Origin of the sequence: Nostoc sp., assembly GCF_035638895.1 — a bacterium.
Lineage (GTDB): Bacteria > Cyanobacteriota > Cyanobacteriia > Cyanobacteriales > Nostocaceae > Nostoc.
In genome coordinates, this window is the sequence record NZ_DASQZC010000189.1 from 1 (window position 1) to 19,575 (window position 19,575).

The following is a 19,575-nucleotide window of genomic DNA, read 5'->3' on the forward strand; positions in this document are numbered from 1 at the left end:
CAATAGCCAAGAAGCGGATCGAGTTAATAGCCAGTTCTTCGACGGACAATTCTTTGGCGGATTGGGTTGCAACAGTCATAATCTCTTGTTTTTAACGACGGGTTAGCACTCTTCGTAGCTTCTCTTGCTGGGGTTATTTTAGATTCCCCACAGTATCCTCATCATCCCACTCCCGCTTGTCCATCGACAAGCGGGATCTCCTGAGTTTATGGTGATAAATCAAGCTGATAATTGGGTCATGCTGAACGCTTAAGTTATATCGGAATGATATTTCTGATACTTTGGGCATGGGGCATTAGGAGTTAGGAGTTAGGAGTTTTGTTTATCCCCTTATCCCCTTGTCCCCTTGTCCCCTTGTCCCCTCTTGACTTCTTTTAAACGTATTTCTTAAAGGCCAGTGTGACATTATGACCGCCAAACCCAAAAGAATTGGATATTGCCACCTCAACTTTTTGAGCGCGGCTATAGTTAGGCACGTAATCTAAGTCACACTCTGGATCGGGATTTTCCAGATTGATTGTCGGCGGAATTTGGTCATTAGCGATCGCCAGCACTGTTGCGACTGCTTCAATACCTCCAGAACCGCCCAATAAATGACCTGTCATAGATTTGGTGGAGCTAATTGCCACCTTATAGGCATGTTCTCCCAAAGCTTTTTTGATTGCTGAGGTTTCTGTTGAATCATTAGCTGGGGTACTAGTGCCGTGAGCATTAATATAGCTAACATGTTCAGGAGTTATGTTGGCATCTTTGAGTGCTAGTTCTATTGCTCTAGCGGCTCCAAGTCCACCAGGGACAGGGGAAGTGATATGGTAAGCGTCACAGGTCATACCATAGCCGATCATTTCGGCATAAATGTGAGCGCCGCGACTGAGGGCGTGTTGCAGTTCTTCGAGAATTAAAATTCCTGAACCTTCACCCAAGACAAATCCATCGCGATCGCGGTCAAAGGGACGGCAAGCTCTATATGGATCGTCATTACGAAAAGAGAGGGCTTTGCAAGCGGCAAACCCAGCCATAGATAATGGTGTCACAGCCGACTCTGTTCCGCCGCAAATCATCGCCTGGGCATATCCCCCTTGAATTAAGCGAAAAGCATCGCCTACAGCGTTAGAACCAGCAGCGCAAGCAGTTACAGGGCAGGAATTTGGCCCTTTAGCACCCGTGTGAATTGCCGTTAATCCTGCTGCCATATTGGCGATCATCATCGGTATCATGAATGGACTACAGCGATCTGGCCCACGGTTTAGGTAGATAGTTTGCTGGTCTTCTAATACCTTAATGCCACCAACGCCAGAACCGATCATGACACCTACCTGTTCTGCATTCAGTTCATTAATAACTAACTGCGCGTTAGCTAGAGCCTGTTTTGCTGCCGAAACCCCAAATTGGGCAAATCGATCCATGCGCTTGGCCTCTTTGCGCTCCAAGTAATCATGTGGATCGAAGTTTTTTACTTCAGCAGCAATGCGGCAATCATGGCGAGACGCATCAAAAAATGTGATGCGGTCAATGCCATTACGTCCACTCAATAATCCATCCCAATATTCTGTTGCTGTGTTACCTATAGGTGTAATCGCGCCAACACCAGTTACAACAACACGTTTACGTGTATGATCTGTCATGATTCAGTTAAAGGTGGCGAAAAAGCAGCAGGCATTAAAGAGTGCTAAGTTTTGTTAGCGTTAGCGGGGCGTTTAGCCCGTCCTGAGTTCTGAGTTTTGGAAGCACCCAAAGATGGAGAAAATTCCGAACTTTTGGCTCCTAAAACTCTAACTCCTAAACCCTGTACAGACGCGATTAATCGCGTTTCTCAGCACTCAGTGAAAAGTCAGATCAGTGGTTTTTGCCTAGATGCCCAGAGGGGGCATGGCATTGCCATTTAAACTTCAAAGACTCAAAACTTTTTTAAGCTGATGCGGTAACTTTGTTATTGATGTAATCTACTGCGTCTTGAACCGAGATAATCTGCTCGGCAGCTTCGTCAGGAATTTCGATATCAAATTCTTCTTCCAAAGCCATTACCAGTTCAACGGTATCTAAGGAATCTGCTCCTAAATCTTCCATAAATTTGGACTGGGGAGTGATTTTGCCTGGATCTTCAACACTCAGTTGTTCGGTGACAATTTTCTTAACCTTATCAAAAAGTTCCGTTTGGCTCATAAATAATAAAAGTCCTTAACCAGTTACTAGGTTCTGCTCTTTACGGGAAACATTGTTTTGAGCATATACATCTTATCGTCAAGCGCGATCGCCCGTATACTACCAAGGGTTTTTCTGTTAGAAAATCCCTCCCCTTACTCAAAAGAATCGGGTAATTTTTCTTAGAATTGGGTAGGGGAGTGGGCTATGCCATTGCCAATAGGATGTAAATGTTTCGGTTGTCCAATTATTGCTAACTTTCTTTACAATGTCTCGGTCAGTATTTACAGCCTTGCTAGCAATCAGAATATATAGACGCTGCGGCTTTGAACCTAGACGGTTAAAGAGACGGTGAACGTCAAACATACCTAGCTTAGGTGCTAACAAGGAATAATAAAACAGTTATTGTTTTAGAGCGATCGCTCTAACCCAAACATACCTCTATGCTATCTCAGACACTTAAATATGCTTACTTCCCCGGTTGTGTTGCCCAAGGGGCCTGTCGGGAACTTTACCAGTCAACTCAAGCGCTTACCCAAGCACTGGGCATTGAACTAGTTGAACTTAAAAAAGCTGCTTGCTGCGGTTCTGGCACATTTAAAGAAGATTCCCAACTGCTAGAAGATACAGTCAACGCCAGAAATATTGCCCTAGCAGAAGAATTAAATTTGCCCTTACTTACCCATTGCAGCACTTGTCAAGGTGTTATCGGTCATGTAAATGAACACCTGAAAGAATGTAAGACTTCTGACCCGGCGTACATTCAACAGGTTAATGGCTTACTGGATAAAGAAGGCTGTTCACCTTATCGCGGCACTACCGATGTTAAACATCTTCTCTACGCCTTGGTAACAGATTACGGTTTAGAGGAAATTACCAAACGTGTCACCCGGAAGTTAACTGGATTAAAATGCGCGGCTTTTTATGGCTGTTATCTCCTCCGCGCCCAAAAATCTATGCCCTATGATGACCCGTTCCAACCGGAAGCGATGGAAAATATGTTTCGGGCGGTGGGTGCAACACCAATTTATTACCGGGGCCGGACACAATGTTGTGGTTGGCCCCTGGCTAGCTATGCCACTACCCAATCTTTCAAGATGGCGGGCATGCATATTCAGGATGCTTTGACATCTGGTGCTGACTGTATAGTTACACCTTGTCCTTTGTGCCACTTAAATTTAGATTCGCGTCAGCCAGAGGTGGAAAAGGTTATTGAGCAAAAGTTAGGTTTACCAGTGTTGCATTTACCCCAGTTGATTGCTTTGGCACTTGGGGTTAGTCCAAAAGAACTGGGTTTAGATCGCCACGTTGTTTCTACAAAGCCACTATTGGAAAAGTTAGGATTTTAGAACTTATAGGGGTTCTCAGTTGAGTAGGTACAGAACCCCACCCCCAACCCCCTCCCCGCAAGCGAGGAGGGGGCTATGATGTAACTCATTTGATTGGGAAAAGCTATTTTCTAATCAACAATTAAAAATTTTAAACCTACGGAGGTGGGTTTTTTCTGTGTAGCCGCGACTTCGAGTACAGCGCGGCGGAAATCAAGCTACCATTTGAAACAAGTAAAAGCTTTGATATACAAAACTTTTGACTTTTGCCTTGCGGCACTAGTCGCCAGGGCTATCTTTGAATTTACGTTGCAATTGTTTTAGCGATTGATACATATCTGGCAGACGACCATAAACAGCACATACCTTGAGATATAGTTTGTAAGGCAGGGCTGGAGTTCCACAGACAACTTCTCCTGGTGCAACATCACTGTGAATTCCAGTTTGAGCAGATGTCATCGCCCCATCTCCCATCTTCACTTGGTTGACTATTCCTGTTTGTCCAGCTAAGATAACGCGATTTCCCAGCTTAACACCTCCCGCCATGCCAACCTGACCTGCGATCGCACAGCCAGAACCGATTTGGCAACCATGACCTATTTGCACTAAGTTATCAATTACTGTATTGCGACCTACCCGTGTTTCTCCGACGGCTGGGCGGTCAATTGCACTGTTGCAGCCAACTTCCACGCCATCTTCTAAGACTGTATAGCCGGATTGTTCCATTTTTAACCAACCAGTCCGGGTAGGAACAAAACCAAAGCCTTCTGCGCCGATGACAGCACCACTGTGAATCACACAATCTGCACCAATGCGGGTGCGTTCGTGGATGGTACAGTTGGCGTGTAAGGTGGTGCGATCGCCTATTTTGGCATCTGGATAAATCACCACATTGGGATGGATAATTGCGCCATCGCCAATTTCCACCCCATGCTGAATCACAGCATGGGGGCCAATGTAAACATCATTACCAACTTTTGCCGTAGAGTGAATCACAGCAGTGGGATGAATTTCTGGAATAGGGCGATATGGTTGGTAAAAAAGTGCGATCGCTTTGGCAAACAATAATCGCGGATCTGGGGTTGCAAGCCAGACAATACCGCTCTCTTGTGCAAGCACTTGTAATTTTTCGTCTTGAGGCAAAATTAAAGCACTAGCATTAGTTTTAGCGACAAAAGATCCAAATTTTGCGCCTTCTACGTAGCTGAGAGTACCGTTGCTAGCTTCATCAATAGCTGCTACCCCTGTAATTTCCGGGTCATGGTCTGGGTTGCTAGTTAGGCTATGATTGGTAGCGGCATCACCAAATTGGCGGAGAATTTCGCTGAATTTCATTGTTGGGTGTATTCAAAATCGATCTACAATGGCAAAACAATTTTCCCATTAGGGATTACGAATTAGTAATTATTTTCAAATTGATGGGTTGGAGAAGAGGGATGGAAAAGAATGGAGATTTGACCCAATACTGTTTGGATAAGCAGGGGAGGTAGGGGAAGCTCTTAAAAAAAGAGGGTTATTGTTCGGTAATTCTTTTCTCCCCCTGCTCCCCCTGCCTCTTCGCTCCCTAAGCCGGCCTAATCGCTAGTCGCCATTGCTATCCCTGCTAAATACCCTGTTGTCCAAGCACTTTGGAAGTTAAACCCACCGGTGACGCCATCAATATCTAAGATTTCTCCGGCAAAATAAAGACCAGGAACTAACCTACTTTCCATCGTCTTAAAATTGACTTCTTTGAGATTGACACCGCCACAGGTAACAAATTCTTCTTTAAAGGCTCCTTTGCCACTAATTAAATATTGTCCCTGAGTAATTTCTTGCACCAGTTTATTTAAGGTTTTATTAGATATTTCTGCCCAACGGTCTTCTGTGGTGATACCTGCACGGGCAATGATATATTGCCAGAGACGATGGGGTAGGTCAACGCCGCGATGCAATGCGATCGCTTTCTTTCCCCATTCATCTTTAACTGCTAAAACTTTTTCTCGCACTTCTTCTTGTTGCAAATCAGGCAACCAATTAATCAATAATGTGGCTTGATAGCGGCTTTCGTGCAGAACTCTCGCACCCCAAGCAGAAAGCTTCAGAACTGCGGGGCCACTCAAACCCCAGTGGGTAATTAGTAATGGGCCAGTTTGTTGTAATTGGGATTTTCCACCCCCAGATAACCGCAATTGCACAGGGTTAACGCTAACTCCAGCTAGAGATCGCAATTGAGGATCAGCAATATTGAAGGTAAATAAAGAAGGTACTGGCGGTTCTATTTGATGACCTAACTCTTTGACAATTTTATAACCTACAAGGCTGCTGCCGGTTGCAAGAAGTAAGCGATCGCATTTAATCGGATCTCCCGACTTCAGAAGAATATCAAACCCCCCATCTGTTGCGGTCACTGAAGTTACGTGTGTACCGATACGGAGTTTGACCCCAGATGTCGCCACCGCTTTAATCAGACATTCCACAATGGTTTCTGAAGTGTTGGTGACAGGAAACATCCGCCCATCGGCTTCAGTTTTTAGATAGACTCCACCAGCAGCAAACCAAGCTACTGTGTCTTGAGGCCCAAAGCGAGTCAAAGCACCCCGCAAAGCTTTTGCACCTCTGGGGTAATTTTGCACTAACTCCTCAGGCAAAAAGCAAGCGTGAGTAACGTTGCAGCGTCCGCCACCAGAAATTAACACTTTCGCTAGGGGTTGACGACTGGCTTCAAGTAAAGTAACTTGGGCATCAGGATTGGCTTTAGCACAAGTGATCGCGCCAAAAAATCCTGCTGCTCCACCCCCAATAACTACGATTCGTAACGGTAGCAAGTTTTAAAATTTCTCAATAGCACGTACTTTACTAGGCTAGCTGTTATCTTCACTCTTCAACTAGTTCAAATTGATCTTTTGTGGCACCACAAGTCGGACATACCCAATCATCTGGTATAGCTTCAAAGGCTGTTCCCGGCGCTATATCGCTATCTGGATCGCCTACTTCTGGGTCATATTCATAGGCGCAAGCAGTACATATATACTTTGCCATGTTCGTTTCCCTTAGTAAATTGTTGGCTTTGCTTCAGTATTAAATACTTCTGGTAGTTAGTCAAAATAGGCTGTCATTAGTCCAAGAGAAACCACTTTTCCTTCTTCCCAGTCCCCAGTCCCTTACCTTTACGAGTGATTTAGAAATCAAAGACGCTCGATGACTCGCTACCGCTTCGCTATCGGATTGCTATACCAAAAACTCTTGTATCTTATACCAATGACAAATGACAAATGACCAATGACAAATGACTAAAAACGCCACCAAGTCCTTTGGACGTAACTGATAACCGCGATCGCGATCGCCCCTAGTAGCAGTAACCAAATTATTCCACCTGGAATAAAAGTGAGAATACCAAAACCTCTCAGTACCCAGACGGCTACACTAATGCCGAGAAGGATACCGAAAATCTGGATTAATCTACGATTTAAAGAAGATTGACTCACCTACTTTTCCTCTCAACTCAACAGAGATTACACTTGATATTGACAATAAAATATGAAATTACGATAAAGCTACAGTTTCATCAGAAATAACACGTAAAAATCGAGAGATCCTATCCAAACGTTGGGGTAAAACACTTGATATTAGGTCGTCTTTGTGCCATTCTAGCTGTTAAGAACTTAGTTTTTAATTTATAAATACCGTTATTATAAAGTTTACTTAAATATTAATTGTGTTAATTGTGATAAGAACTACAGTTTTTCCAGTAATATAACTGAAATAATTACCAAAAACTCGCCGTTTCTGGAAAGATAGGCATTAGACTGGAACTAAAATTTAGTGAGTTGGAATCTAAATCAAGTTTTATAGCTTGTAGTTTCAACTCCATTTAGGTGGATGAGTTGAGGAGTAACTAAAATCATTATGTCTGCGTATCATATCTCAGACTCAATTATTGCAGGTTCAGATATGGCTTGGAATCAAGACAAGCAAAAGTTGCTGGTACAGGGTGAAATTTTAATAGAAACACGATCGCACAAAGCCTGGGGTGGCGCGGTGACAGCCTGGATGTATGTACCGATGGTGCGATCGCAAGTCTGGCAGCAATTAACTGATTACCCCCGGTGGGTGCAATATTTTCCTGATATCACCAAAAGCGAGATATTACACAAAGGTGAAGTCAAACGCCTGTATCAAGCAGCACAAAAAGCCTTTTTCTTTTTCACAGCTCAAGTTGAAATTTACCTCAACGTTGTAGAAGTGCTGGGGCAACAAATCCAATTTCGCATGGAAAAAGGGACTTTTGAGGATTTTAACGCCAATTTAGTACTCAAAGATTGCGGTAACGGCACAATACTTGCTTATACTGTGCAAGCTACACCTCTGATTCCAATTCCATCAATTTTTATTCAACAAGCAATGAACTTTGAGTTGCCTGCAAATATGCGTAAAATGCGACAAGTACTTTGTAAGGGTCAAGATAATTCGTAATATGATGTCCGGGCAATTAAGCATAATACCCGGAACCCCACCCCGCCAAAGCTACGCTTGAGCTAACCTCCCCGCCTGCGGGGAGGGGTTGGGGGTGGGCTTCTTTATGCTTTTTTGTCAAATGAGCTTCAATTAGCTGGTAAACACCTCAGCAGGTAAGCGACTAAAAGAAAGACGCTCATTTTGCACATCTACAAAGATGGTGTTGCCATCGATAAATTCACCGCGCAAGATGGCTTTGGCAATTTGAGTTTCTAACTCTCGCTGAATCGCCCGCTTCAGTGGACGTGCCCCATAAACTGGGTCATACCCTACTTCTGCTAAAAAGTCAAGTGCAACATCCGAGAGCTTGAGGGATATTTTGCGATCGCTCAATCTTTGCCGCAATCTCTCAACTTGCAATAGCACAATATGCCGCAATTCCTTCTTATCCAAACCGTGGAAGATGATGATTTCGTCAATCCGGTTGAGGAACTCTGGACGGAAGCTATTCCGCATTGCTTCCATGACTCGACGGCGCATTTCGTCGTAGTGGGCGTTATCTCCGGCGACATCAAGAATGTACTGCGAACCGATGTTGCTGGTCATGATGATAATAGCGTTCTTAAAGTCTACTTTATGACCTTGGGCATCAGTGACGCGACCATCATCAAGAATTTGCAAGAAGATATTAAATACATCGGGGTGTGCTTTTTCGATTTCGTCGAAAAGAATCACTGAATAAGGACGGCGACGAATCGCTTCTGTAAGTTGTCCACCTTCTTCGTAACCCACGTATCCTGGAGGCGCACCGATCAAACGAGAAACTGCGTGTTTCTCCATATACTCCGACATATCGATTCGCACTAGCGCGTCTTCGCTATCGAACATATACGCCGCCAGCGCTTTCGCCAACTCAGTTTTACCCACACCCGTAGGCCCAAGGAAAACAAAGCTAGCGATGGGACGATTAGGATCAGCCAGTCCAGCCCGCGATCGCTGAATTGCATCAGCTACAGCTGTGACTGCTTCTTCTTGTCCAACTACGCGGCGGTGCAGTTCATCTTCTAAATGCAGCAGTTTTTCTTTCTCAGATTCCACTAACTTGCTGATCGGAATTCCTGTCCATTTAGAAATAATTTCGGCAATATCAGCTTCTGTGACTTCTTCCCGTAATAGTGATTTACCACTTCTTTGAGCATTTGCCAATTCAGATTCTACTGTTTCCAATTGGCGATGCAAACTAGTTAAATTACCATATTTCAACTCCGCAGCGCGGTTAAGGTCGTAGTCGCGTTCTGCTTGCTGAATCTCTAAGTTGACCCGTTCAATCTCTTTTTTAACAGACTGAATTTTGTCAATGATATCTTTTTCAGACTGCCATTGACTATTGAGGGTTCTTTGTTCTTCTTTGAGATCAGCAATTTCTTTTTCCAATTTTTCTAGACGTTCACGAGAAGCTGCATCACTTTCCTTTTTCAGCGAAAGCTTCTCCATTTCCAATTGCAAAATCTTGCGATCAATTTCGTCGAGTTCTTCTGGTTTGGAGGTAATCTCCATTTTTAATCTCGCGGCGGCTTCATCCACTAAGTCAATAGCTTTATCAGGAAGGAAGCGATCGCTAATATAACGACTCGACAATACTGCTGCTGCAACTAAAGCACTATCAGAAATTTTCACCCCGTGGTGGTTTTCATAACGTTCTCTCAAACCGCGCAAAATCGAAATGCTATCTTCTACACTGGGCTGATCGACATAAACCTGCTGGAAGCGTCTTTCTAGTGCCGCATCTTTTTCGATATGTTTGCGGTATTCATCTAGAGTTGTCGCCCCAATACAGCGCAATTCGCCCCGCGCCAACATTGGTTTTAACAAGTTACCAGCATCCATCGCGCCTTGGGTTGCACCAGCGCCAACAACGGTGTGAATTTCATCAATAAATAAAACAATATTGCCGCCAGATTCAGTAACTTCTTTTAATACTGCTTTCAGGCGTTCTTCAAATTCACCCCGGAATTTTGCCCCTGCAATCAAAGCACCCATATCTAAAGAAATCAGCTTGCGGTCTTTGAGAGATTGGGGTACATCACCTGCGATAATGCGTTGTGCTAATCCTTCAGCGATCGCAGTTTTACCAACGCCTGGTTCACCAATTAGCACAGGATTATTCTTGGTGCGGCGAGAGAGAATTTGCACAGTGCGACGAATCTCATCATCTCGCCCAATCACTGGATCGAGTTGACCTTTACGTGCAGCTTCTGTAAGGTCACGCCCGTATTTTTCCAGTGCTTCGTATTTGCCTTCTGGATTTTGATCGGTCACTTTTTGGCTCCCTCTAACTTGTTTAATAATATTTTTGAGTTTGCCTTCGTCTAAAGCAAACTCTTGGAATAAAGCTTTGCCAAAGCGGTCATCTTTAGCGTAAGCCAACAATAAGTGTTCAATTGAAATATATTCGTCTTGAAACTCTTTACGATATCCGTCTGCTCGATCTAGAAGTGTATCTAAGCTGCGTCCTAAGTATACTGAGGTACTATTACCAGATACTTTCGGCTGACGTTGGAAAAATTGTTCAGTGCGATCGCGCAGTTTTTGGAGGTTAACACCCGCCTTGGTGAGAATCCCAGTTGCTAGACCATCTTGTTCTAGCAGTGCTTTCATCAGGTGTTCACTTTCAATTTGCTGTTGTTGATATTGTTTAACAATATCTGGGGTATGGGCGATCGCTTCCCAGGCTTTTTCTGTAAATTGGTTAGGATTAGTAGGTTGCATAGGCTTTTTCAGGAACGTAAAGGCGCAGTGGTGAAGCAGCGCGGTCTTGGGGGTTTCCCCCATGAGCGACTGCTGAACCCGGAGGGCTTGTTGCAGGCTACCACCAGAACACCAAGTAAATAAAATTTCTGTTCTCAATAGATATTGTATGAACAGCAGAGCGATCGCCTAGATCGGTGTTCACGTCTTGTAAAAGTCGTATTTTCCCGTAGTTCCTATTTCCCATTTATTGTTGTGCTGTACAACTACGGAAACAAACTCAAGCGAATCCATAATTGTCGGGCTGCTACTTGAGAAGCACTGTTCATCTCCAAATACTCGATAGTGACTTTTCCAGAAAAGTTCTTCTACCTTGCCTCCACTATTCTCCTTCTGCCTCCACACAGAGTTACCATAATCCCAGGTCGCCTAGTGGATGCTAAAAATGATTGACCCCTACGACTTTGAAAATGATGACTTTGATTTTGAGGATGAGGATTTCTTGAAAATAAAACCCATCAGCCAAATGACTGAAGGGGAAAAGCTACAGCGATTTAAGCGGTTCTTCGACAGCAGCAGCCGTGCAGTGTTGCAAGACTGTCTATTTCGCATCGTCAATTACGAAGATGGTACTGGGACGTTAGAGATTCTTTGCCCTAATGAAGTTGTAAGACAACGCCTTTCTAAGAAAAAGCGCAAAATTACCAACAACATCAACACCTGCTGGAGTCATATCAGATGGTTTTCGCTATGTGTCCAGCAAGATAATGAGTTGCATTGCCAGAAGTTTACCCGTAATGGTGATTTGGTGACATCTTAGCTGGGATTGGGGATTAGGGACTGGGGGCTAGGGACTGGGAATAAAGAAAGTGTTTTCCCAATGCCCATTGACAAATGACAAATGACTAATGACAAATGACTAAAAAACAGAAATTTCCTTACCTAGTTGGTTCTAAGTGGACGGCACAGCAAAAAGTTGATGGTTGGCGGCACTTTCAAGTAGTCAATCGTAAAAATCAGGCTAACTGGGTTTACGCCGAAATGGTTGCTGCTTGTGATCCTAAAGTCCGTTTTTGGATAAATGCCAAATTATTACAAGATAACTCCCAGTGGCAAGCTGGCTGGCAAACATTACAGGAAATCCACGGAGTTGAAACTGAGGTGTCTTAATTAGCCTTGTTCCCAGTCTCTGGCTGGGAATGCCCATTAAGAGGGCTGCCGCCTCCTAAATTTGGTAATTTAATAAATTTTTACAAAAACAGACTAACTTACTCTCAAGCAGCAATTAAATGGTTGTGACTAGAGACTGAAAACTGGCAATTTATCTGCGATACCTTCTCTACGTTCGCACAGCGTGTCGCAGACAGACGCTACGCGTAGCTTGCTTCCACGTTCGCGTAGCGTCCCGTAGGGAAGTGGTACGGTGAGCTACGCTAACGCAAATTCCAATAGTATTTCCAGCATCAGGCTGCATATACCTCTCTTTACCCTTGCCCCTGCGCCCCAATATATTGAAAACACGTTGTCTGACCATCAGCTAATTCTATGAAAAGCATTCAAAAAAGCCAATTTCAGTTTTTTGCTTTTTGTAACTCTTTTTATAAAAATAAGTAATAAAAAGTGTTTATTTATGTTTTTTAGAACTAATAAAGTCTTTAAGGGCGATAAAACCCCAAATAAATATAATTGTGATTTAATTCATCGGATAAGACCGTTTTCCAAATTAAGAGCCACTTTCTTTTCTAGGTAATTTGCCCAATAATGACATTCACAGACCTTACGCATCGCCATCTCAAGAAAGGTGAAGGCAAATGTTTGAGCCACAAGTTTGACAAGAAGCTATAAGAGGCAAATAAAAGTGAAACTAGCAGTCTACGGAAAAGGTGGTATCGGTAAATCCACAACTAGCTGTAACATATCAGTCGCCCTAGCTAAACGTGGCAAAAAAGTGCTGCAAATTGGTTGCGACCCCAAACATGACAGTACCTTTACCCTGACTGGGTTTTTGATTCCGACAATTATCGACACCCTCCAAGAAAAGGACTATCACTACGAAGATGTTTGGCCTGAAGATGTAATTTATAAAGGCTACGGCGGTGTGGATTGCGTAGAAGCTGGTGGGCCACCTGCGGGTGCTGGGTGCGGTGGATACGTAGTCGGCGAAACCGTAAAATTACTTAAGGAACTCAACGCCTTTGATGAATACGATGTAATTCTCTTTGACGTTCTGGGTGACGTAGTTTGCGGTGGTTTTGCAGCACCACTCAACTATGCTGATTACTGCCTGATCGTTACAGACAACGGCTTTGATGCTTTGTTTGCAGCAAATCGGATTGCAGCTTCAGTCCGTGAAAAAGCACGAACTCACCCACTGCGTCTAGCTGGGTTAATTGGCAACCGCACCTCTAAGCGCGACTTGATTGAAAAATATATAGAAGCAGTGCCAATGCCAGTTCTAGAAGTTTTACCTTTAATTGAAGATATCCGTGTTTCCCGTGTAAAAGGTAAAACTTTGTTTGAGATGGCAGAGCAAGATCCTTCCCTAAACTACGTTTGCGACTACTATCTCAACATCGCTGACCAGATTTTAGCGCGTCCAGAAGGTGTTGTGCCTAATGATACACCAGATCGTGAGTTGTTCTCTTTGTTATCCGATTTTTATCTAAATCCGGGTAAACCCCAGGTTCCTAATTCAGAAGAGGAACTAGACTTGATGATTGTATAAATCACCAAGTTCTCAGGATGGGGGACAATAACATGGCATTCTTTCACAGCTTTACAGGCTCATTAAAGCAAAAGTGGTTGCAATTTTTCCAGAACAATCGGGACTGGATCACGCTGCACATGCAAGTAGAATCGGTATACACACCTGATGGCGGGAAGCGACCACCTTCTTACCTCATCCTGGGAGTTGTTAACGCCCTAGAGCCAAAACTAGCGCAGTTAATGTTGCCCTTTGCCAAACTCAATCCTGATGCTGATACCCTGATTGAAGTGCTGGATTTGCATTTTGACCCAGATTTCGCTCTTGGTAATCGCTTCGTTAACCCCGAAGTAGAGAGATTCGTAGAAGAAGCAGCATCTGTCATTGACGAAAAGCCTGAAGATGAAACTTTGACACATTCTCATACAAATAGCTTTGCGGCGATGGGGGTAATTCAAGAAGTCACAATTGGGGATTTTGAGGAGCAAAGCCTAGAACTCAGTGATTTAGAGGAAACCGAAGATGCCTTTGGTGATATTTCCTTATCCAACGGACACGACTCAAAAGAAGAGTTTCTCGAAACCTCTACTTTAGAAGCAGATGAGTTTGGGGACATGGGCTTCGGTACAACAGGTGCAATGGAAATCAAGCTTGATGAAGACGAGGCGCTTGAAGATATTCCACTAGATGAGAATGCGTTTAAAGACGTGTTGTCAGATGTCTGGAGTGATGAAACAGCTTTGCAAAAAGCTAAAGAAAATAACGATTTTTTGGGGGAAGAACTGCCAGCAGGCGTTTTTGATGAATCAGAAATTGCCCGTCTCTTCCCCAACGCTTAATTATTGCCGTTCCTCGCAATTTTAAGTTTTAGATTTGGGATTTTGGATGAGGAATTAGGGAAATTGTCGTCAGACAGAGGATACTTTTGTTGTCCCAGTCTTCAATCCAAAATTATCAATCTAAAATCTAAAATTCGTTGACATGCCATTAAATATCAAGGGGAGAAAAAACCAAAATGACTGTCGCTCAACAACCAGAAGCTTTAAGCTTTGAATGTGAAACTGGAAATTACCATACCTTTTGCCCAATTAGCTGCGTGGCGTGGTTATACCAAAAAATTGAAGATAGCTTCTTTTTGGTGATTGGGACAAAAACTTGTGGCTACTTCCTGCAAAATGCGATGGGGGTGATGATTTTTGCTGAACCCCGTTATGCAATGGCAGAGTTGGAAGAGGGCGATATTTCGGCACAACTGAGTGATTATGAAGAGTTAAAACGGTTGTGCTTGCAGATTAAACGCGATCGCAATCCTAGTGTAATTGTTTGGATTGGCACTTGCACCACCGAAATTATCAAAACAGATTTGGAAGGTTTAGCACCGAAGCTGGAATCTGAAATCGGGATTCCCATCGTTGTTGCGCGGGCAAATGGTCTAGATTACGCCTTCACCCAAGGGGAAGACACCGTATTAGCTGCTATGGCTAACCGTTGTCCTGATAAAGCTCCGGTGGCGGAAACAGAGAAAATTGAACGTAATGCGATCGCTAAATTGCTCAACTTCGGTAAAAAGAAAGAAGATGTCGCCCAAGATGAATCTGAGTACGTGGATCATCCACCCTTAGTTCTCTTTGGCTCCCTTCCCGACCCCGTGGTTACTCAGTTAACCTTGGAACTGAAGAAACAAGGCATCAAAGTTTCCGGCTGGCTACCCGCAAAACGCTTCACAGAGCTGCCAGTACTGGAAGAAGGGTATTATGTCGCTGGTGTCAACCCCTTCCTCAGCCGCACAGCTACCACTTTAATGCGTCGCCGCAAGTGTAAACTCATTGGCGCACCCTTCCCCATTGGCCCCGATGGAACCCGCGCTTGGATTGAGAAAATCTGCTCGGTGTTCGGTATTACTCCCAAGGGTTTGGATGAACGGGAAGCACAAATTTGGGCAGGCGTGGAAGATTATGTGAAATTGATTCGTGGTAAATCTGTATTCTTCATGGGTGATAACTTGCTGGAAATTTCCCAAGCAAGATTCTTAATCCGTTGTGGGATGACTGTTCACGAAATCGGTATTCCCTACATGGATAAGCGCTATCAAGCTGCTGAGTTGGCATTGCTGGAGAAAACTTGCCAGGAAATGAATTCACCTCTGCCAAGGATTGTAGAGAAGCCGGATAATTACAATCAACTTCAGCGTATTTATCAGTTGAAACCAGATTTGGTAATTACTGGTATGGCTCACGCTAACCCATTGGAAGCACGCGGTATTAATACAAAGTGGTCTGTAGAGTTCACTTTTGCTCAAATTCACGGCTTTACGAATGCGCGTGACATGTTAGAGTTGGTGACTCGTCCGTTGCGTCGGAATAATAATTTGAAAGATTTGGGTTGGGATAAGTTGGTGAGAGAAGAAGCGAAGATTTAGATTTGGGTTTGGATTTAGCAACAGCATAATACTATGTTACGGGCGAACCAAAAAGTTCGCCCTTTTTTTTATGAACCGCAGAGGCGCAGAGAACGCAGAGGAAGAGGAGAAATGGGGATAATCAAAAATGCTAAAATTTTTATATTACTCTTAGTTTTTTACTTCTTAAGTTAATGGAAATTACCAAATTGTCTCCCCAAGGGCAAGTAATTATTCCCCAATCTTTGCGGGAAGCTCATCAATGGGAAGTAGGTCAAGAATTTATTATTATTGATATGGGTGATGGAATTCTTTTAAAGCCTAAGAAACCTTTTGCAGAAACTAAATTAGATGATGTAGCAGGTTGTTTAAAATATCAGGGAAAACCTAAAACTCTTGAGGATATGGATAATGCAATTCGCCAAGGTGTAGAGGAATCGTGGCATGATTGCAGTTGATACAAATATAATCGTTAGATTTTTAACTCAAGATGACGAATTACAGTTTCAAAAGAGCAGAGAAATTTTCCAGACTCAAGATATTTTTATTTCAGATACCGTAATACTTGAGACTGAATGGGTATTAAGATTTGCATACAAGTTTAAACCACATGAGATATGTACAGCTTTGAGAAACTTGTTTGGTTTACCTAATATTTACCTAACTAATCTTAGTTTAGTTGTTCAAGTAATCCAGTGGCATGAAAATGGCTTAGATTTTGCCGATGCTTTTCATCTAGCTCAAAGTCAGCACTGTTCTGAATTTTATACATTCGATGAAAAGTTTGTCAAAAGAGCCAAGGGGCTGATGCAGTGTGAAGTTAAAAAGCCTTTGACTTAGGAAAATAGCGAACTTAGTACAACTTTACTTCAAATAGTAGCGTTTTTAAACGCAGAGGAACGCGGAGTCTTGCTAAATTTAATTCACTATTAATGAAATGCTGTACTTAGTTCACATGGAAGGTTATAACTCTAAAGGTTTGGATGGAATTATATACATTAATTCTGCGCCGTCTGGTTTAATTTCTGTAGACGGAGTTAATTTAAGCCAGTCATGAAAGCTGATTCCTAATTGGGACATTGCTTGCAATTCTGTTTGGTAAGATTTGAAACGGCGATGGGTTTCTATCATAGATTCTACCGCTTCCATAACTTTAGGAAGACGTTTATCTGCTTCCTGTTTTAAATCCTTATGATCTGGCCCGAACCAACCTCCTTGAACTTCATCACGAGTTAAAATTGCTGGCGGGAGTGAATCTACCCATTTATATGTAGAATATAACTGTTCTCCCATTTTAAATAAGTTCTCACGTTGCATTTCAAAAACAGCATTTTCATCTAAGTTTGGGTTAATCCACTGGTAAATTCGTGTTAGTCTACGCAAATCTATCTGACCTTTGTAACAAGGTTGTAAGTATGCTGCCGGGTTAGAAGTGAGTACAATGCCAATATATTTTTTAATACGTGAACGGAGAACTTTTGCTCCTTCTTGAAAGCGGCGAAGTGCTGTATCATGTTCTTCTAATTCTAAATAGCAACGTGCTTCAGCTAGGTAAGCTAAAGATAAAGTCAGCAGATATTCATCAACAATTTGGCTTTGTTGCTCAATTTCGATATCGGTGTATTCAGCATAAATGTGCTCTGCTTCTAAAAAACGGTTAATAGCTTGTAGGGCGCTGTTTCTACGATTTTCAATTTTGGTCATTGTAAAAGCATTATTTGCTAATTCGATTGCAGCACGAAAATTTGCATAGAAACTAAGGTCGATTTTACGATTAATGTTATTTAACACTTTTTGTGCTTGTTGTAAGCGTTGTTCTAATTCCTTAAGCCGTTGTGCTATTACAACAAAGCCTATAACTGAGACACCCAGGTTTAATATACTGGCTGCACTAGTTACCTGAAAAATCCCTTGAGGATCTGAATTAACCTCTCTTAACCAAGTAATTACTCGCTTACGCTTACTGCCTACTTCCCTAATTACACCTCCAACCCGTTCAAGGGTTCCATTTGTTAGCCCTTTGACAATCCAATCAGCAAGCATAAAGGTTACTGTAACTGGTAAACTCACAATTTTCTCCTAGTTGCTATTTCAGCAGCGTGATGTCTGGTAGGTAGTCGCTTCGATTCTGCACAGCAAATACCTGCGCTTTACTCAGTATTCCCAATTTGAGTTGTAATGCAATAGCGATCGCTCTTTTTAACCAACCGTCCACGCCAACAAAGAAAAGCGATCGCTCAAATATCATCTCAGTCAAACATAGTTACAATAAGGTAGTAAAGATATAAGTAAATATTAATTATGCTTAGTGGAATTAAACAAAAAGCTATTGTAGGCAAAGATGGCAAGATTGAACTTTCAGCAACCGAACTACCAGAAGGAACAATCGTAGAAGTTATTGTGCTAGTTGAACCATCAACTGAAGAGGATGAAACTACTTATCTTTTAAAATCAGAGGTTAATAAAAAACATCTGCTCAAAGCTTTGGAGAATGTAGAAAAAGGAAATCTAATTTATGTAGATTTAGATGAATATGAAAAAAATTACCTTTGAACCAGAAGCTTTTGAGCAATTAGGTCAGTGGGCAACAGAAGACAAAAAAATCTTCGAAAAAATATTGGAACTGATTAGAGATATACAAAGGGATCCTTTTGCAGGGATAGGGAAGCCAGAACCATTAAAATATGAACTACAAGGTTACTGGTCAAGACGGATCATAGATGAACATAGATTAGTTTATAAAGTGTAAGAAGATTTATTGATTATTTTGACTTGCAAATATCATTATGAGCAATAAAGGTTATTCAGGCTGAGATATTGTTTTAGTTCAGGCGATCGCTCTTTTTTAACCAGAAGATGTAGAGCGATCGCAGATACAATCATAAGTAAAAGCAAACAGGTAGAAAATGGCTGAAATTGTCACCCTTCAACTCCCTGAAACACTGGCACAAAAGGCAAAGGAAATCGCTGCTTTCACACATCGGCGACTTGAAGATGTATTACTAGAATGGATTGACCGCGCCATTACCGAACTACCTCTGGAGTCTCTACCAGATGATCAGGTTTTGGCTATGTGCGATATACAGATGGAAACTCAGCAGCAAGAGGTTTTCAGTGAGTTGCAAGCGCGTCACCGAGAGGGACAGCTTAATGATGCAGAAGTTCGTCAACTAGATGAACTCATGCAAGTATATCGACGTGGCTTAATAAGTAAAGCAAGAGCCTTAAAAGTGGCTGTTGAACGCGGCTTGAAACCAGCCCTTAATTAACAGTAATGGCCCGCTTTTACGTTTCTGTAAAAATAGAACTTCGTGTCCGCACCGATGCTCGAAATCGCTGTGGTTATTGTTTGAGTCCTCAGCATTTAGTAATGGCACGTTTGGAAATCGAACATATTATTCCCATATCTAAAAATGGTAGCAATGATGAATCAAACTTGTGGCTAGCTTGTCCCCTATGTAATCGCTACAAAAGTGATAAAACTACAGGGGTTGATCCAGAGACGAGCGAAACGGTAAAGCTATTTAACCCTCGTACTCAAGTCTGGTTTGAGCATTTTGGCTGGAGTGAAGATGGTCTACGTATTGTTGGCAAAACGCCAACTGGTAGAGTAACTGTTGCAGTTTTACATTTGAGCGATGATGCAGATGCACTAGAAGTTCGCAGTTATTGGGTACTTGCGGGTTGGCATCCTCCAGAAGATTGAACAAACCGCAGAGGAGAAAGCGATCGCTCTTTTTAACCAGAAGATGCAGAGCGATCGCAGATACAATCATAAGTAAAAGGCAAGCGGGTAAAAAATGACTGAAATTATCACC

General features: G+C 42.7%; 23 protein-coding genes. 14 read left to right on the forward strand and 9 right to left on the reverse strand.

What is annotated here, in order from left to right:
- Positions 1 to 374 precede the first annotated feature (374 nt).
- Positions 375 to 1,625 (reverse strand): beta-ketoacyl-ACP synthase II, encoded by a 1,251-nt coding sequence (fabF, locus tag VE944_RS09145; protein WP_324975482.1) that lies wholly within the window; start codon positions 1,623 to 1,625, stop codon positions 375 to 377.
- A gap of 96 nt (positions 1,626 to 1,721) precedes the next feature.
- Here fabF and VE944_RS09150 point away from each other — a divergent pair, with 96 nt between their 5' ends.
- Complete coding sequence (locus VE944_RS09150) at positions 1,722 to 1,886, forward strand: hypothetical protein (RefSeq protein WP_324975485.1); 165 nt, start codon at positions 1,722 to 1,724, stop codon at positions 1,884 to 1,886.
- Positions 1,887 to 1,908: 22 nt separating this feature from the next.
- Here the strand turns inward: VE944_RS09150 and acpP are convergent, their stop codons facing one another.
- Entirely contained in the window at positions 1,909 to 2,163 is a 255-nt protein-coding gene (gene acpP / locus VE944_RS09155; protein ID WP_324975488.1) for an acyl carrier protein, read from the reverse strand.
- Positions 2,164 to 2,585: 422 nt separating this feature from the next.
- On the opposite strand from acpP, the gene VE944_RS09160 reads away from it, so the two are divergent.
- Entirely contained in the window at positions 2,586 to 3,491 is a 906-nt protein-coding gene (locus tag VE944_RS09160) for a CoB--CoM heterodisulfide reductase iron-sulfur subunit B family protein (protein ID WP_324975491.1), read from the forward strand.
- A 258-nt stretch (positions 3,492 to 3,749) separates the two neighbouring features.
- Here the strand turns inward: VE944_RS09160 and lpxD are convergent, their stop codons facing one another.
- The 4 genes from lpxD to VE944_RS09180 form a co-directional block, all read right to left on the reverse strand.
- Positions 3,750 to 4,805, reverse strand: coding sequence for a UDP-3-O-(3-hydroxymyristoyl)glucosamine N-acyltransferase (lpxD, locus tag VE944_RS09165; protein ID WP_324975494.1), 1,056 nt, complete (start codon positions 4,803 to 4,805; stop codon positions 3,750 to 3,752).
- A 239-nt stretch (positions 4,806 to 5,044) separates the two neighbouring features.
- The gene (locus VE944_RS09170) at positions 5,045 to 6,277 is read right to left on the reverse strand and encodes a BaiN/RdsA family NAD(P)/FAD-dependent oxidoreductase (RefSeq protein ID WP_324975497.1); all 1,233 of its coding nucleotides are present in this window, start codon (positions 6,275 to 6,277) and stop codon (positions 5,045 to 5,047) included.
- A gap of 49 nt (positions 6,278 to 6,326) precedes the next feature.
- Positions 6,327 to 6,491: a rubredoxin gene (gene rd, locus VE944_RS09175; protein ID WP_229554227.1), complete on the reverse strand. Its 165-nt coding sequence runs from the start codon at positions 6,489 to 6,491 to the stop codon at positions 6,327 to 6,329.
- A gap of 251 nt (positions 6,492 to 6,742) precedes the next feature.
- Positions 6,743 to 6,937 carry a hypothetical protein gene (locus tag VE944_RS09180; protein ID WP_324975503.1) on the reverse strand — a complete coding sequence of 65 codons (195 nt, stop codon included), beginning with the start codon at positions 6,935 to 6,937 and terminating at the stop codon, positions 6,743 to 6,745.
- A gap of 421 nt (positions 6,938 to 7,358) precedes the next feature.
- Here VE944_RS09180 and VE944_RS09185 point away from each other — a divergent pair, with 421 nt between their 5' ends.
- Positions 7,359 to 7,925, forward strand: a complete 567-nt coding sequence (locus tag VE944_RS09185) for an SRPBCC family protein (protein WP_324975505.1) — start codon at positions 7,359 to 7,361, stop codon at positions 7,923 to 7,925.
- 132 nt (positions 7,926 to 8,057) lie between these two features.
- Here VE944_RS09185 and clpB read toward each other — a convergent pair whose 3' ends face one another.
- Positions 8,058 to 10,676: an ATP-dependent chaperone ClpB gene (clpB, locus tag VE944_RS09190; protein ID WP_324975574.1), complete on the reverse strand. Its 2,619-nt coding sequence runs from the start codon at positions 10,674 to 10,676 to the stop codon at positions 8,058 to 8,060.
- 424 nt (positions 10,677 to 11,100) lie between these two features.
- Between clpB and VE944_RS09195 the strand changes: the two genes are divergently transcribed.
- The 7 genes from VE944_RS09195 (at position 11,101) to VE944_RS09225 (ending at position 16,597) form a co-directional block, all read left to right on the forward strand.
- The gene (locus VE944_RS09195) at positions 11,101 to 11,475 is read left to right on the forward strand and encodes a hypothetical protein (protein ID WP_324975508.1); all 375 of its coding nucleotides are present in this window, start codon (positions 11,101 to 11,103) and stop codon (positions 11,473 to 11,475) included.
- 95 nt (positions 11,476 to 11,570) lie between these two features.
- Positions 11,571 to 11,825 carry a TIGR02450 family Trp-rich protein gene (locus VE944_RS09200; RefSeq protein ID WP_190941465.1) on the forward strand — a complete coding sequence of 85 codons (255 nt, stop codon included), beginning with the start codon at positions 11,571 to 11,573 and terminating at the stop codon, positions 11,823 to 11,825.
- A 688-nt stretch (positions 11,826 to 12,513) separates the two neighbouring features.
- Positions 12,514 to 13,380, forward strand: a complete 867-nt coding sequence (gene bchL, locus VE944_RS09205) for a ferredoxin:protochlorophyllide reductase (ATP-dependent) iron-sulfur ATP-binding protein (protein ID WP_229554234.1) — start codon at positions 12,514 to 12,516, stop codon at positions 13,378 to 13,380.
- Positions 13,381 to 13,412: 32 nt separating this feature from the next.
- Positions 13,413 to 14,198 carry a DUF5331 domain-containing protein gene (locus VE944_RS09210; RefSeq protein ID WP_324975517.1) on the forward strand — a complete coding sequence of 262 codons (786 nt, stop codon included), beginning with the start codon at positions 13,413 to 13,415 and terminating at the stop codon, positions 14,196 to 14,198.
- Positions 14,199 to 14,374: 176 nt separating this feature from the next.
- Positions 14,375 to 15,778: a ferredoxin:protochlorophyllide reductase (ATP-dependent) subunit N gene (locus VE944_RS09215; protein ID WP_324975520.1), complete on the forward strand. Its 1,404-nt coding sequence runs from the start codon at positions 14,375 to 14,377 to the stop codon at positions 15,776 to 15,778.
- Between the two features lie 173 nt (positions 15,779 to 15,951).
- Positions 15,952 to 16,215: an AbrB/MazE/SpoVT family DNA-binding domain-containing protein gene (locus tag VE944_RS09220; protein ID WP_322637644.1), complete on the forward strand. Its 264-nt coding sequence runs from the start codon at positions 15,952 to 15,954 to the stop codon at positions 16,213 to 16,215.
- Positions 16,202 to 16,597: a type II toxin-antitoxin system VapC family toxin gene (locus VE944_RS09225; protein ID WP_324975527.1), complete on the forward strand. Its 396-nt coding sequence runs from the start codon at positions 16,202 to 16,204 to the stop codon at positions 16,595 to 16,597. Before VE944_RS09220 ends, VE944_RS09225 begins: the two co-directional genes overlap by 14 nt.
- A gap of 123 nt (positions 16,598 to 16,720) precedes the next feature.
- On the opposite strand, the gene VE944_RS09230 is transcribed toward VE944_RS09225, so the two are convergent.
- A complete protein-coding gene (locus tag VE944_RS09230) occupies positions 16,721 to 17,827 on the reverse strand; it encodes a hypothetical protein (protein WP_324975530.1) in 1,107 nt (368 codons plus the stop codon).
- Between the two features lie 16 nt (positions 17,828 to 17,843).
- Positions 17,844 to 18,014: a hypothetical protein gene (locus VE944_RS09235; protein WP_324975533.1), complete on the reverse strand. Its 171-nt coding sequence runs from the start codon at positions 18,012 to 18,014 to the stop codon at positions 17,844 to 17,846.
- A gap of 44 nt (positions 18,015 to 18,058) precedes the next feature.
- On the opposite strand from VE944_RS09235, the gene VE944_RS09240 reads away from it, so the two are divergent.
- From VE944_RS09240 to VE944_RS09255, 4 genes are all read left to right on the forward strand, one after another.
- Entirely contained in the window at positions 18,059 to 18,310 is a 252-nt protein-coding gene (locus VE944_RS09240; protein WP_324975536.1) for a hypothetical protein, read from the forward strand.
- The gene (locus VE944_RS09245) at positions 18,291 to 18,506 is read left to right on the forward strand and encodes a Txe/YoeB family addiction module toxin (protein ID WP_324975539.1); all 216 of its coding nucleotides are present in this window, start codon (positions 18,291 to 18,293) and stop codon (positions 18,504 to 18,506) included. The genes VE944_RS09240 and VE944_RS09245 overlap by 20 nt, the downstream gene beginning before the upstream one ends.
- A 157-nt stretch (positions 18,507 to 18,663) precedes the next feature.
- Complete coding sequence (locus VE944_RS09250; protein WP_324975542.1) at positions 18,664 to 19,026, forward strand: hypothetical protein; 363 nt, start codon at positions 18,664 to 18,666, stop codon at positions 19,024 to 19,026.
- Positions 19,027 to 19,031: 5 nt separating this feature from the next.
- Entirely contained in the window at positions 19,032 to 19,463 is a 432-nt protein-coding gene (locus VE944_RS09255) for an HNH endonuclease (protein ID WP_324975545.1), read from the forward strand.
- Positions 19,464 to 19,575 lie beyond the last annotated feature (112 nt).

Excerpts from the sequence above, each read along its gene's own strand:
- acpP (WP_324975488.1), bottom strand. The coding sequence starts at position 2,163 with ATGAGCCAAACGGAACTTTTTGATAAGGTTAAGAAAATTGTCACCGAA.
- rd (WP_229554227.1), bottom strand. The coding sequence starts at position 6,491 with ATGGCAAAGTATATATGTACTGCTTGCGCCTATGAATATGACCCAGAA.
- clpB (WP_324975574.1), bottom strand. The coding sequence starts at position 10,676 with ATGCAACCTACTAATCCTAACCAATTTACAGAAAAAGCCTGGGAAGCG.
- VE944_RS09255 (WP_324975545.1), top strand. The coding sequence starts at position 19,032 with ATGGCCCGCTTTTACGTTTCTGTAAAAATAGAACTTCGTGTCCGCACC.
- VE944_RS09245 (WP_324975539.1), top strand. The coding sequence starts at position 18,291 with ATGAAAAAAATTACCTTTGAACCAGAAGCTTTTGAGCAATTAGGTCAG.
- VE944_RS09215 (WP_324975520.1), top strand. The coding sequence starts at position 14,375 with ATGACTGTCGCTCAACAACCAGAAGCTTTAAGCTTTGAATGTGAAACT.
- lpxD (WP_324975494.1), bottom strand. The coding sequence starts at position 4,805 with ATGAAATTCAGCGAAATTCTCCGCCAATTTGGTGATGCCGCTACCAAT.
- VE944_RS09200 (WP_190941465.1), top strand. The coding sequence starts at position 11,571 with ATGACTAAAAAACAGAAATTTCCTTACCTAGTTGGTTCTAAGTGGACG.
- VE944_RS09220 (WP_322637644.1), top strand. The coding sequence starts at position 15,952 with ATGGAAATTACCAAATTGTCTCCCCAAGGGCAAGTAATTATTCCCCAA.
- VE944_RS09210 (WP_324975517.1), top strand. The coding sequence starts at position 13,413 with ATGGCATTCTTTCACAGCTTTACAGGCTCATTAAAGCAAAAGTGGTTG.
- VE944_RS09240 (WP_324975536.1), top strand. The coding sequence starts at position 18,059 with ATGCTTAGTGGAATTAAACAAAAAGCTATTGTAGGCAAAGATGGCAAG.
- VE944_RS09225 (WP_324975527.1), top strand. The coding sequence starts at position 16,202 with ATGATTGCAGTTGATACAAATATAATCGTTAGATTTTTAACTCAAGAT.
- VE944_RS09250 (WP_324975542.1), top strand. The coding sequence starts at position 18,664 with ATGGCTGAAATTGTCACCCTTCAACTCCCTGAAACACTGGCACAAAAG.
- VE944_RS09185 (WP_324975505.1), top strand. The coding sequence starts at position 7,359 with ATGTCTGCGTATCATATCTCAGACTCAATTATTGCAGGTTCAGATATG.
- fabF (WP_324975482.1), bottom strand. The coding sequence starts at position 1,625 with ATGACAGATCATACACGTAAACGTGTTGTTGTAACTGGTGTTGGCGCG.
- VE944_RS09160 (WP_324975491.1), top strand. The coding sequence starts at position 2,586 with ATGCTATCTCAGACACTTAAATATGCTTACTTCCCCGGTTGTGTTGCC.
- VE944_RS09195 (WP_324975508.1), top strand. The coding sequence starts at position 11,101 with ATGATTGACCCCTACGACTTTGAAAATGATGACTTTGATTTTGAGGAT.